This window comes from Flavobacterium sp. TMP13, from assembly GCF_050847115.1.
Taxonomy (GTDB): domain Bacteria; phylum Bacteroidota; class Bacteroidia; order Flavobacteriales; family Flavobacteriaceae; genus Flavobacterium.
Map to the genome: position 1 here is coordinate 2,351,678 of NZ_CP193656.1, position 12,750 is coordinate 2,364,427.

Consider the following 12,750-nt stretch of genomic DNA (forward strand, 5'->3'; position numbering starts at 1 on the left):
AATTGAAAGTGCTTCAATAATAAATATTATCTTTTTAAACCGTTTAATAAAAGTCGTACAACCTCTGTTTTTCGTTCTTCAATTAGTCTTAGGAATTCTTGTTCTTCGACATGCGAAATAAAGATTAGTAAAGGCTTGGCCAAAAAAGGAAAGGCACAAAGAGAAATTGTGTGTATGTAGATCTGCATCGGGTCAATGTCTACAATATTTCCAGCCTTTATCTCTGCTCTAACGTGATTTAAAAATGGATCGATATTGGGCACATTTCCTTCTAATAATTCGGTAAAAAAAGCAGGACCCAAATTGTTCATTTCAGAAATAGCGAACTGCGGTATAAAAGGATTTTCTATACCAAGATCGATGTAAGTAGCAACGAAACTTTTTATCTTATCATCAAAGCTCAAACCGCTATTTAAAATACTAAGCATGTTTGGCAATGCTTGTTTGATAATGGATTTGGCTATTTTTTGATACAGTATATGTTTGCTTCGAAAATAATAATTCAAAACCGTTCTGCTAATTCCTGCGGCATCTGCAATCTCTTGCATTTTAGCGCGCTCGTATCCTTTTTCTATAAAAACAGAAAACGCGGCTGTACTTATTTGCTCTTCAATCGATTTTGTATTTGTTTTCATAAACGTCTGACGTTAATGTCAGACGCAAATGTCAGCAATTTATTTAGAATGACAAAATGATGCGTAAATTTCTTTGTAGATTGTTGTTAGAGTTTATTAAATCGTTGCGTAAAGAATCTTTTCGCCATAGATTGAAAGGATTAAAAGGATCTTTTTAGAGAATATATAAGCTGTGAGAATCATTTTAATCTGTGGTTATTTGTTTTAATTGATTTTCTATTCCAGCGTATTAACTGCACTGCTTTTAGACAAAAAAAAATCCTCATAAAGAGGATTTTTAACTACAAATTCAATAAATAAATTATTTAAACTTGGCAATAATATCATAAACTTCTTTCACTTTTTGAGTCAATGCACTGTAATTTTTTTGAGCGATAATTTCTTTAGTAATCAATTGCGAACCCATACCTACGCAAGTAACACCAGCAGTGAACCACTCTTTCAAATTTTCTTCAGTCGGATTTACGCCGCCTGTCGGCATAATTGATGTCCATGGTTGCGGACCTTTAATGCCTTTTACAAAATCTGGACCATATAAATCGCCCGGAAAAAGTTTAACAATTTCACAACCCAGTTCCTCAGCTTTTGCAATTTCAGTTAAGGTTCCGCAACCTGACGACCACAACACTTTTCTTCGATTGCATACAATAGCAATATCTTCTCTTAAAACAGGTGTCACGATAAAGTTAGCACCTAATTGCATATATAAAGAAGCCGCAGCAGCATCGGTTACAGAACCAACTCCCATAATCATTCCGGGTAATTCTTTGATGGCATATTTCGTTAATTCGCCAAATATTTCGTGCGCAAAATCACCGCGCGATGTAAATTCCATTAAACGTGAGCCACCATCGTAACACGCTTTTAAAATGTTTTTACTTAATTCAATATCATTGCTGTAAAACAACGGAATCATTCCGCTATCTTTCATTGCTTGCGCTACTTCTATTCGTGTAAATTGTGCCATTTTTTATTTTTTAACGTGATACTTTTCCTGAAAAATCACCTCCAATTAATTTTTCAATTTCCTCCTTGGTCACTAAATTATAATCTCCCGAAATAGTATGTTTCAAGCAACAAGCTGCCACCGCAAAATTTAGTGCGCGTTGCTCGTTTAGTGGTTTTTCATTCAATCCATAAATTAATCCACCCATAAAAGCATCGCCGCTGCCTACGCGATCAACTACCGGAGTTACCTCTTGGGCCTCAGCATTATATAGTTTTTTTCCATCGTATAAAATACCCCCAATGCGCTGATGTGAAGCGCTCAAGGAATAACGCAATGTAGTCGCTGCGTATTTTAAGTTAGGACAATGCACAAAAAGAGCTTGATATAATTGAGGTAAAGAGTCTAAATTTGAATAATCTGGATTTACATCGGGCAAACCTAACATAAAATTAGCGGTAGTGAGATCACCGAGAATTACAGTACTATATTGTAGCATTTTCGGCATTATTTCATTCGGATTTTTACCGTATTTCCATAATTTAGAGCGGTAATTTAAGTCGGTTGAAATGGTAATTCCCATCTCATGTGCTATCTCAATTGCTTCCAAACAGGCTTCTGCTGTAGATTCAGATAGGGCGGGAGTGATGCCGCTCCAATGAAACCAAGAGGCTTCTTTTAAGATTGTTTTCCAATCGAACATTCCTTTTTGCAACGTGGCCATGGAACTATTGGCACGGTCGTAAACGATATTACTTGCACGCGTACTCGTTCCTGTTTCGAGAAAATAAATTCCCATTCGATCCCCTTCTAATAATACATTGATGTGGCTCACATTTAATTTTCGCATTTCTTTTATCGCACAATTTCCAATTTCATTATCCGGAATTCGCGTCACATATTCGATGTTCATTCCATAATTTGCCAAAGAAACTGCCACGTTAAATTCGCCACCACCATAAGTTGCCTTGAAGGAGTCTGCTTGAGAAAATCGCAAATGTCTTTCTGTCGAAAGGCGGAGTAATATTTCTCCAAATGTGACTATTTTTTTCATTTTATTTCAATTTCAAATTTGTACTTGGCTTTATCGATACATCGTTTCAAAAAAAGAAAGAATTTATTAATTCTCTTCAATTAAATTGCAATGCTGTAATCACTTTATTTTGAATTGCTTAAATTTTTAAAAAAAAGAAATTACATTTGTTCCATCGATTGAACAAATGTAAAAAATAATTGGAAAAAAAGAAGAAAACAACTATAAAAGATATTGCAAACTTGTTAGGAATAACTCCTTCTGCAGTTTCTAAAGCCTTAAGTAACCACCCAAGAATAAGCGATAAAACAAAATTAGCAGTTCAAGAAGCGGTGGTATCTCTTAATTATCAACCCAATTATTTGTCTAGCGCGTTACGAAAAGGGAAAAGCAACTTGGTTGGTTTAATTGTACCTCGCGTTAATACTCATTTTTATGCATCGGTTATCGAGAACATCGAAGCCGTTTTAAATTTGAGTGGTTATAATGTAATTATGGCGCAAACCAATGAATCGTATGATAAAGAATGTAAAAGTATTAATGCGCTGCTCAATATTCAAGTTGACGGTATCATAGCTTCAATAGCTAATGAAACTGTAGATTTTAGTTATTATGAAAAGATAAAAGAAAATGGTGTCCCATTAGTACTTTTTGATCGTGGAGAAAATGATTTGGAGGTAGATTATGTTGGTATTGATGATTATCACTGCAGTTATATCATCATCGAACATTTAGTAAAACAAGGATACAAGCAAATTGCGCACATAACTGGCCCCAGTCACACCCGAATTTATAACAATAGAATTAGAGGTTTTAAGGACGCACTGCAAAAATTTAATTTGTCTTTTGAACCCGATTTAATTATTGAAAGTAATTTACAAATTGAAGATGGTAGACGCATAATGACCGATTTATTGAAGAGAGACAATAGGCCAGATGCTGTTTATGCTGCCAGCGATAATGCGGCTTTAGGCGCCTTGCAAGTTTTGTTAGAGAATGGAATAAAAGTGCCAGAAGAAATAGCATTGGTTGGTTTTGGCAACGAGCCTTTCAGTTCGATTATGAGGCCTTCTATTTCGACTATTAATCAGTTCAGCGCCGAAATAGGGAAACAAGCTGCTTTGGCTTTTTTGGATCGAATTAATTTTCCAGAGAAAAAAGTAACGCTGAATAAAATTATTCTGGAAGCGGAGTTTTTAATTCGTAATTCTTCGCTACGGAAAGTTTTTTAAGAGTATTGGCTTAAAGCTTTAAAGTTTCAGAGGGATAAAGCTTCAAAGTTTAGAGCAGTAAACTTTTCTATTTCTTGCTAGGTTTTTTTTAATCTTGTGCGTATAAAATATAGATTGAGAAAAATAATGTTACGCAGTTCTAGCAAATTTCACAGAATTATCTTAGCATACTTAAAACTAGTTTAGCTTATCTCTAAAACTGAAATACGAACAAGTCTAAAAATGCTTGCACTGTTGTTAGAAAACTTATTTATTCAATCTTTTAGTCGGCTTAATCTACGTTATAAATTAGTTCTCGTGGATTAAAAATTAAAGATTTTTTATTTTATCTATAAATGTAATACCTGCAAGGTTTATAAAAACCTTGCAGGATTGTTGTAGTTCATTTTTAGAGAAGGTGTTTCTAAACCATATCTTCGGGTTTTACCCATTCGTCAAATTGTTCTGCTGTTACGTAACCCAAACGAACGGCTTCTTCTTTTAGTGTGGTTCCGTTTTTGTGCGCAGTTTGTGCTATTTCGGCTGATTTATAATACCCAATTTTGGTGTTTAAAGCGGTAACCAACATTAAGGAATTGGAAACCAATTCTTTAATTCGTTTTTCATTCGGTTCGATGCCGCTGGCGCAATGCTCGTTGAAAGAGTTGCAGGCATCGGCTAACAATTCTGCCGACTGTAAAAAATTGGCTGCCATAACGGGCTTAAAAACATTGAGTTCGTATTGTCCTTGCATTCCGCCAACCGTTATTGCCATATCGTTGCCTATTACCTGCGCACAAACCATAGTTAAAGCTTCGCATTGCGTGGGATTTACTTTGCCGGGCATGATGGAAGATCCAGGTTCATTTTCGGGAATGTGAAGCTCTCCAATTCCAGATCTTGGTCCAGACGCTAACATTCGAATATCATTGGCAATTTTGTTAAGCGAGACCGCCAATTGTTTTAAGGCACCGTGCGATTCTACAATTGCATCGTGGGCGGCTAATGCTTCAAATTTATTTTCGGCAGTTATAAAAGGATGATTGGTAAATGTAGCAATGTACTCGGCTACTTTTACTGCATAGCCTTTGGGTGTGTTTAAACCCGTACCAACGGCGGTTCCGCCCAAAGCGATTTCGGATAAATGGGGTAAAGTGTTTTTTATGGCTTTTATGCCGTGCGTCAGTTGTGCGGCATAACCAGAAAGTTCTTGTCCTAATGTTATTGGCGTTGCATCCATTAAATGCGTGCGGCCAATTTTGACAATGTCTTTGTACGCTATTGCTTTTGAATGCAACGTATCTCGTAATTGTTCGGCGGCAGGAATCGTATGTTCGACAAGTGATTGATAGGCTGCAATGTGCATGGCTGTCGGAAAAGTATCGTTGGACGATTGTGATTTGTTCACATCGTCATTGGCTTTGATAAAGGGTTCGCCTTCGCCAATTTTGAATCCTTTTAAGACTTGTGCACGATTGGCAACTACTTCGTTGACATTCATATTGCTTTGCGTTCCCGAACCGGTTTGCCAAATGACCAAAGGAAATTGATCGTCGAGTTGTCCTGCTAGAATTTCGTCGCAAACTTCGGCTATTGCATCTCGTTTTTCGGCTGATAAAACACCCATATCACAATTGGTGTAGGCTGCCGCTTTTTTGAGAATGGCAAAACCTGCTATGATTTTTTTGGGCATGGATGCCGATGGTCCTATTTTGAAATTGTTTCGAGAGCGTTGGGTTTGCGCGCCCCAATATTTATCGGCTGGGACTTGTACGTCGCCCATGGTATCTTTTTCTATTCTGTAGTTCATGATGGTTTTTATTAGATGATTTTTAGAAAAATAGTTCCTATGAAAATTGCTGCCCTAGCCCTGATGGGAGCGGCATCCTTTTGTGCCTTTCTTTAAGGCACAAAAGATACAGTGGACAGCAGGAATAGCTTCTAAAAATTAAAATGTATTTAAATGTACGAATAAATAGATTTTTATGAAAATTGATTAACATTTTAATTGCTAAGAAAAAAATTAACAGCTACATTTGTAGCTACATTCAAAAATTCCGGAAAACATGTTTGAATTTTCACAGTATTTAGGCTTTTTACTTTTCTTAACCATCCTAACAATGGGATTTTGGTTGATGTTTTTCTTAGTAGGTTTCGTATCGTATTGGGTAGGAGGAGCTACTTGGGAAATGTACAAAGAGAAAAGAGCAAAAAAGCAAGCAGAAAGAGAATCAATTTAATTTGATTTTTATTTGTACAAAAAAAGGACCCGTTTTACGAGTCCTTTTTTTTGTGCCTTATGGTGATTAATTATCCTGGGAAACCACCACCATCTTCATTATTTTCTTTCGGAGCATTTTTATCTCTGTCCGTTTTCTTTTTGTTCAATCGGTACGTAAACGATAAGTTAAATTGTCTTTTGCGCCACTGAAATTCGCTGTACGACTCTACACTTGGTAAATACGTTTCGTTTTTCATTTTTCGTGAATTAAAAATATCACTTACGTTAAAAGCAATTGTAGCATTGTCTTTTAGAATGTCTTTACTTAGCGCAGTGTTGACCATGTATTGACCTAAACTTTTACCTTGTGCAGTGTTGCGTGGCCCAAAATACATAGCAGTCGTTTGCCAGTCAATTTTGTACGGAAGTGTTACGCGAGAGCTTACACGAGTGTACCAAGAAAAAGTTTCGTTGTTTAAGTTTTGCGTGATAACCATACCTTGCGCATCTGTATACGTGTTCTCTCCGGTTGTTTTAGATTGTGATAAATTAAAGCTTCCGTTGATTTTCCATACTTTAAATGGGTTGTAGTTGGCGTTAAATTCAAAACCAATTTGATCTTGTTCTGCCAAGTTTATTGGCGTACTCATAATTACTGGTGTACCATTTACAAATTCTCCCGTTTCTAAACGTACAAATGAGAATACATCTTTGGTGTACTCATAGTAAATAGAACTGCTTAGCGTCAATTTTTCCCAACGCATTAAATAGCCTAAGTCAAATTTATCGCTAAAAGAAGGATCTAAGTCTGGATTACCTCTAAAAAAGTTAATGTTACTCGAGTAATTAGTAGCTGGATTTAAAAAATGTCCTCTTGGTCTTGACAGACGTTTACTGTAACTTAATGATAAATTACTTTTATCCGTTATCTCATAATTTACAAAAGCACTAGGAAAAAAGTTGTTGTATTTTTTACTGTTGTAATCTTTTGTGTCCAATAAATTTACATCGATGTTGGTGTCTTCGTAACGCAAACCAAACAAATACGAGAATTTATTCACTTTAAAACCATACTGAGCATAAACCGCATGAACACGTTCAATATATTCGAGCGTGTTTGATAAATAGCCATCGATTGCGTTTCCGCTTTGATCGGTTGTTATGCTGTACTGATTGTCAAGATTAGAGTAACTTCCTTTGTAACCCGCCTCAAACTGACTTCCTTTACCAATTGGTAATACATAGTCTGCTTGAACTTGTACTTGCTTTTGATTTTCTTTATTGAAAGTATTATCGAATGTTGCAGCAACACCGCTATTTATAATTTCGTCTGTAATAATAGAATTTTGATTGCTGTCATTTCCTGATACCGATGCATCAATAGTTAATTTATGACCTTGATCGTCAAAATTTTTCAAGAAATTAGAGTTGTATTCAAAATCCTGACCGCTATCAGCACCGTCGCTTAAACGGTATTGGGTGTTAGCAAAAACATTGTTTGCATCAAAATTATTGTAGGTAACCAAATCGTTACCTGAACCACGATTGTCACGAAAACTAATCGAGTTCGTCCAATACGTATTGGGAGCAACTGTCCATTCGAAACCAGTTTTTGTAGAAAGGCCTTTACGAAGTCTTTCGGTATCCCTTTCTTCGTTAATGTATTTTTTTATAGAGCCGTCTGCATTAAAATATTTAGAATTTGTTGCGCCACCGCCTTCACTCGTGCGGTAATTGTATCCTGTGGTGGTAAAAAAGTTGAACTTTTCGGTTTTGTAGTTTACATTGGCACTCAAACCATAGGTTTCAGGTATTCCTGTAGAAGCAATGAAACTTCCGTTTAAACCTAAATTTTTTCCTTTTTTCAAGATAATATTTAAAATTCCTGCACCACCTTCTGCATCATAACGTGCCGATGGATTAGTAATAACTTCTACTTTATCAATCGCGTCTGCTGGAATTTGACGTAAAGCTTCCGCCATATTTAAAGCGTTTGACGGACGACCATCAATAAAAATACGTACGTTTTCGTTTCCGCGTAAGCTCACATTTCCTTCAACATCTACAGAAACAGAAGGGACATTTTCTAGAACATCACTTACCGTTCCGCCTTTTACCAACATGTCTTGACCTACGTTGTATACTTTTTTGTCTAATTTAATTTCTACTGTCGATTTTTCGGCACGAATAACAACTTCATTCAGTTCATTTGCATCTTCAGATAAACCGATGTTTCCTAAATTAGTATTTTCTTTAATTTGCTTTTGTTTGATTTCGGTGGCTTTAAACGAAATAAACTCGACTTTTATATCGTAGATTCCAGGAGTAGCATCTACAGAAAATTTACCATTTTCATCGGTTATTCCGCCTGTAAGTACTTTCGGATTTTTAGTGTCTGTTAATGTGATTGTGGCATAACCTAAAGGTTGCTTCGAAGATTTTTCGACAACAACACCGGTAACTTTTACTTTAGCTTGTTGGTTTCCTGCTCCTTGTCCGCCTGGTCGCTGTTGCGCGAAGGATAAGAATAAAGCAAAAAACGCAAGAAAGGTTAAAGCTAATTTGGATTTTCTCATTTGATGGTCTTTTATGTTTGACTGTTAGACTGCAAATGTAGCTTTGGGTTTAATGCCGTTTGTCACAAAAAAATGTTAATGCTTCGTTTTATATTTATTCTAAAAAGTTTGCTACTTTTTCTAAGTCGCGGCCAATTATCGCTATTCCATCTTTAACAACAATTGGTCTTTCGATTAATATGGGATTATCTGCCAGTGCTTGAATGATTTGCTCGTCATTTAAAGTCTGATCTTTGTACTTTTCGATCCAAATTTTTTCTTTAGTTCGGACTAATTCAAGCGGACTCAAATTTAATTTTAGAAGTAGTTGTTGCAGTTCTTCTGCAGAAGGTACATTTGATAAATACGAAATAACTTCAAACTCCTCATTTTTTTCTTGTAGGAAAGTTACGCAGCTTCTTGATTTTCCGCATCTTGGATTGTGATAAATTTGTATCATATTTTTATTTAAAAATTTAGTTAGAGATTTCTTTAAAAAAGAACTAATTTAGGCATTAAATAGACCATAATAAGGTTCTTTTTTTGCAATTTAATTCAAAAATAGCGACTATAAAAATAGCATTTATCTACTATTTTATAAAGAAAATATAATTTTTATTATTCTGATATTCGTTTTTAAAAATTGATAAAAAAATTTTTAGAAGGAATTAAAAAGGAATTTAAAGACATCATTCTCTTATAGTTTAGATAAAGTAAAATAGAATTATGGATGAAAAAAAAGTTGGCAATACTATTTAAAAAATAAAACTCAACCCTAAAGAGGTACCACTTGGTTCGTCTTTTAAATACAATTATTTATGTTTTTAGAACAAGGTGTAAAACCTAAAAATAAATTTTGGAAATACATTATAGGCTCGGTAATAATTATTGCGGCCACCACTTTTGGACAGATTCCGTTGTATATCGCAATTTTGTACGAAACAAAAGTAAACGGTAAGCCAGAACCTGTTACCCAAGTCGATATTATGAATATGTTTGATTCTAATTTCACGTTAGTTTTAGCTTTATTGTCGTTTGTGTTTGCTTTATTCTGTCTTTTTGAAGTGGTAAAAAATCTGCACAGCCAAACTGTTTTATCAGTTACAACGACCAGAACAAAAATAGATTGGAATCGCATCTTTTTTTCATTCACTATTTGGGCAGCATTTACCATTGTCTCTATTTTGGTTTTTTACTATTTAAATCCGAATTCGTTCATTATTAATTTTAAACCGATTCCTTTTGCGATTTTGGTTGTAGTTGGTGCTATTTTAATTCCGATTCAAACTAGTACTGAAGAATATGTTTTTAGGGGATATTTGATGCAAGGTTTTGCCAATTTAGCTCGAAATAGATGGTTTCCGTTACTGATGACTTCTTTAATTTTTGGAGGATTACACTTTTTTAATCCAGAGGTAGCTAAAATGGGAAATATCGTAATGGTTTTTTATATAGGAACTGGACTATTTTTAGGGATCGTTACTTTAATGGATGAAGGTATGGAATTGGCTTTAGGATTTCATGCAGCCAATAATTTAATTAGCGCGTTGCTAATCACTTCAGATTGGTCGGCTTTTCAAACGCATTCGATTTTGAAGGACGCTTCAGATCCAAATCCGATTAGCGATATTTTGATTCCTATTTTTGTTATTTATCCAATTTTGTTGTACATTTTTAGTGTCAAATACGAGTGGACAAACTGGAAAGAAAAATTAACAGGTAAAATAATTACTTAGTAATCAAATACTTAAAATAAAACACATGAATGATTTAGAAATAACCAATAAAAATGTGCACAATAAGTTTAAGTTAAATGGCGATCATTTTACCGCAAGCGATTTGTCTCGTGTGGGCTACAGTTACGTGAAAGAAGGTGATGATTTTGAGCAATCAATAGGTGAGTTTTTGTTGGATTGGCTAGACAATAAGCCGTACGTAAGCATTATGACTTCTGGAACGACAGGAGCGCCAAAAGAAATAAGATTGTCCAAAAAAGCAATGATTGCGTCCGCTTTAGCGACGGGCAATTTTTTTGAGTTAGAACCGGGCAATAAAGCTTTACTTTGTCTGTCCAGCGATTTTATTGCAGGTAAAATGATGCTTGTTCGCAGTCTGATTTTAGGATTGGAATTGGATATTGTACTTCCTAGTTCAAAGCCTTTACATAACAATACAACGGTTTATGATTTTGTAGCAATGGTTCCTTTGCAAGTTGAAAACTCACTCGACGAGCTTAAAAATGTTAAAAAATTAATTATTGGTGGTGCAGCAATGAGTCCCGAGTTAATTGAAAAAACAAAAGGACTGAAGATTAAAATATTCGAAACGTACGGTATGACCGAGACGATTACTCACATTGCTGCTCGTGCCCTATCTGAAACTTATTTTACGGTTTTACAGCATGCTACTATTAAGGCAGACGAGCGTGGTTGTATGGTGATTTCTGCACCTTCGATCAGCGATGAAGTCATTGTAACTAATGATCTAGTTGAAATTACCAATGGAAATCAATTTGTATTTTTAGGCCGTATTGATAATATTATTAATAGCGGTGGTGTAAAACTTATTCCTGAAGTAATTGAAGCGAAGTTATCTGGAAAAATAGATGCGCGATTCTTTGTAGCAGGTGTTTCTGATGTAACTTTAGGAGAAAAATTAATTTTAATAATCGAGGGAAACAAACAGATCATTGATCCTACTATTTTTGATGGTTTAGATAAGTATTATAAGCCAAAGGAAATTCGATTTGTTTGTAAATTTATTGAAACAGAAAGCGGCAAACTCAAACGCAGTGAGACCGTTTTAGCGGCAACTTAAAATTGAACGTAAATTTTGGGTTTGCAATATTATAAAAATTTAACTACTATTTTAAAAAAGGCTATTTCACGACAAGTGAAACAGCCTTTTTTGTATTTTATACGTTCGCACACTGTTTAAAAGCATTAATGTGAAGTTGTGACAGCCATTTAATAGTATATATTCGCTTGCTTGTAATTAAAAAGCGGACTGTTTTTGAAGCTCCTGACATGGCTCATCATTTTAATCCCAGTCTAACAATCTTTTTTGACCTTCAATTTTTTTAATTTCAGTAATATCTTGAGACATTTCCAGTACTCCTTTGTATATTTTGTTATGGTCTCGAATGGCAAAGTACCTAATGTAAATAATACGTCCTTTAAAATCGAACCAAAAGTCAGCCATATCTTTATGGCCAGCCTTGAACTCATCTATAATTTTTATGACGGTATCGACGCTTTTGGGAGGATGACAAAATTTTACTTCTCTACCAATAACTCCTTTGCTTCTAGGGAACACGCGATCTTCTCCTCGATTATAAAAAATAACTTTATCGTTTTCATCCACATAGGTAATGTCTAACGGAAGAAAGCGCAGTAATAAATTGACCTGTTCTGGTGTCATGTAACCTTCGTCGTAGTGAAAGGTATTTTCTAATGAAAAAGACAAATCTCTATTTGCAGTATCTTGACTCGGATGAATGTATTCTTCTGTTATACGCGCAGGATACGGAGTAGGTTTGTGTGCTAGCATCCAACCCACTTCTTCATCACCTTCGTAAAATTCTTTCCAATCTTCATCGGTTAAAATCTCCATAGCTGTTGGAAATAATCGGACGTCTTCGACGTTCATTAAACGACGAATACCATCAATTAAATATGTTTTATTTTCATTTATTTTTGAAAATTCTTTTTTATAATTATACGTATTCAATAATCTAATTTGATCGCGTAACGTATCATGAAACGACCACATTCCTTTGGTAGGACCATCCCAACCTCGTTTTTCTAAGTACGGAAACAGCTGGTTTTCCTTACGTATAAATCTTTTTTCGATTGTCGCTAATTGATTAAATATATTGTAATACCGCTGAAAATCCTCTTCTGGATTAGCATCATGTAGTTCTTGTAGAATAGAATCTAATAATTCGGCTTCTTCATAGTACACTTTTACCGGATGTCCTTGTGGTAGTATACTAACGGTTGGCATAAATGATTTCATAAAGTAATTTTTAAAAACAATAAAAGACAAGTTTATCTTTTATCGCGCAAATATACTTTGTTTTTCAAAATGACAAACTATTTTAGCATTAATTTTTGAATTTAAATAAATGACAAGAATGTAATTGTAACG

11 protein-coding genes are annotated in these 12,750 nt (G+C 34.9%); 4 read left to right on the forward strand and 7 right to left on the reverse strand.

Annotated elements, in window-relative coordinates:
* Positions 1 to 26: 26 nt before the first annotated feature.
* From ACRASX_RS10195 to ACRASX_RS10205, 3 genes are all read right to left on the reverse strand, one after another.
* A complete protein-coding gene (locus tag ACRASX_RS10195; protein WP_432221140.1) occupies positions 27 to 635 on the reverse strand; it encodes a TetR/AcrR family transcriptional regulator in 609 nt (202 codons plus the stop codon).
* A gap of 301 nt (positions 636 to 936) precedes the next feature.
* Entirely contained in the window at positions 937 to 1,602 is a 666-nt protein-coding gene (locus ACRASX_RS10200) for a bifunctional 4-hydroxy-2-oxoglutarate aldolase/2-dehydro-3-deoxy-phosphogluconate aldolase (RefSeq protein ID WP_432221141.1), read from the reverse strand.
* A gap of 10 nt (positions 1,603 to 1,612) precedes the next feature.
* Entirely contained in the window at positions 1,613 to 2,635 is a 1,023-nt protein-coding gene (locus ACRASX_RS10205; RefSeq protein ID WP_432221142.1) for a PfkB family carbohydrate kinase, read from the reverse strand.
* A gap of 179 nt (positions 2,636 to 2,814) precedes the next feature.
* Here ACRASX_RS10205 and ACRASX_RS10210 point away from each other — a divergent pair, with 179 nt between their 5' ends.
* A complete protein-coding gene (locus ACRASX_RS10210) occupies positions 2,815 to 3,846 on the forward strand; it encodes a LacI family DNA-binding transcriptional regulator (RefSeq protein ID WP_432221143.1) in 1,032 nt (343 codons plus the stop codon).
* 403 nt (positions 3,847 to 4,249) lie between these two features.
* Here ACRASX_RS10210 and fumC read toward each other — a convergent pair whose 3' ends face one another.
* Positions 4,250 to 5,635, reverse strand: coding sequence for a class II fumarate hydratase (gene fumC, locus ACRASX_RS10215; RefSeq protein WP_432221144.1), 1,386 nt, complete (start codon positions 5,633 to 5,635; stop codon positions 4,250 to 4,252).
* Between the two features lie 256 nt (positions 5,636 to 5,891).
* On the opposite strand from fumC, the gene ACRASX_RS10220 reads away from it, so the two are divergent.
* Complete coding sequence (locus ACRASX_RS10220) at positions 5,892 to 6,065, forward strand: hypothetical protein (protein WP_157492641.1); 174 nt, start codon at positions 5,892 to 5,894, stop codon at positions 6,063 to 6,065.
* Between the two features lie 70 nt (positions 6,066 to 6,135).
* Here ACRASX_RS10220 and ACRASX_RS10225 read toward each other — a convergent pair whose 3' ends face one another.
* Complete coding sequence (locus ACRASX_RS10225) at positions 6,136 to 8,622, reverse strand: TonB-dependent receptor domain-containing protein (RefSeq protein ID WP_432221145.1); 2,487 nt, start codon at positions 8,620 to 8,622, stop codon at positions 6,136 to 6,138.
* Between the two features lie 94 nt (positions 8,623 to 8,716).
* Positions 8,717 to 9,061: an arsenate reductase (glutaredoxin) gene (gene arsC / locus ACRASX_RS10230; protein ID WP_432221146.1), complete on the reverse strand. Its 345-nt coding sequence runs from the start codon at positions 9,059 to 9,061 to the stop codon at positions 8,717 to 8,719.
* 358 nt (positions 9,062 to 9,419) lie between these two features.
* On the opposite strand from arsC, the gene ACRASX_RS10235 reads away from it, so the two are divergent.
* Positions 9,420 to 10,337, forward strand: coding sequence for a CPBP family intramembrane glutamic endopeptidase (locus ACRASX_RS10235; protein ID WP_432221147.1), 918 nt, complete (start codon positions 9,420 to 9,422; stop codon positions 10,335 to 10,337).
* Positions 10,338 to 10,362: 25 nt separating this feature from the next.
* Positions 10,363 to 11,418, forward strand: coding sequence for an AMP-binding protein (locus ACRASX_RS10240; RefSeq protein ID WP_066308695.1), 1,056 nt, complete (start codon positions 10,363 to 10,365; stop codon positions 11,416 to 11,418).
* Positions 11,419 to 11,640: 222 nt separating this feature from the next.
* Here the strand turns inward: ACRASX_RS10240 and ACRASX_RS10245 are convergent, their stop codons facing one another.
* On the reverse strand, positions 11,641 to 12,618 hold the full coding sequence (locus ACRASX_RS10245) for a DUF438 domain-containing protein (RefSeq protein WP_432221148.1): 978 nt from the start codon (positions 12,616 to 12,618) through the stop codon (positions 11,641 to 11,643).
* Positions 12,619 to 12,750 lie beyond the last annotated feature (132 nt).

Excerpts from the sequence above, each read along its gene's own strand:
- ACRASX_RS10195 (WP_432221140.1), bottom strand. The coding sequence starts at position 635 with ATGAAAACAAATACAAAATCGATTGAAGAGCAAATAAGTACAGCCGCG.
- ACRASX_RS10200 (WP_432221141.1), bottom strand. The coding sequence starts at position 1,602 with ATGGCACAATTTACACGAATAGAAGTAGCGCAAGCAATGAAAGATAGC.
- ACRASX_RS10205 (WP_432221142.1), bottom strand. The coding sequence starts at position 2,635 with ATGAAAAAAATAGTCACATTTGGAGAAATATTACTCCGCCTTTCGACA.
- fumC (WP_432221144.1), bottom strand. The coding sequence starts at position 5,635 with ATGAACTACAGAATAGAAAAAGATACCATGGGCGACGTACAAGTCCCA.
- ACRASX_RS10220 (WP_157492641.1), top strand. The coding sequence starts at position 5,892 with ATGTTTGAATTTTCACAGTATTTAGGCTTTTTACTTTTCTTAACCATC.
- ACRASX_RS10225 (WP_432221145.1), bottom strand. The coding sequence starts at position 8,622 with ATGAGAAAATCCAAATTAGCTTTAACCTTTCTTGCGTTTTTTGCTTTA.
- arsC (WP_432221146.1), bottom strand. The coding sequence starts at position 9,061 with ATGATACAAATTTATCACAATCCAAGATGCGGAAAATCAAGAAGCTGC.
- ACRASX_RS10235 (WP_432221147.1), top strand. The coding sequence starts at position 9,420 with ATGTTTTTAGAACAAGGTGTAAAACCTAAAAATAAATTTTGGAAATAC.
- ACRASX_RS10240 (WP_066308695.1), top strand. The coding sequence starts at position 10,363 with ATGAATGATTTAGAAATAACCAATAAAAATGTGCACAATAAGTTTAAG.
- ACRASX_RS10245 (WP_432221148.1), bottom strand. The coding sequence starts at position 12,618 with ATGAAATCATTTATGCCAACCGTTAGTATACTACCACAAGGACATCCG.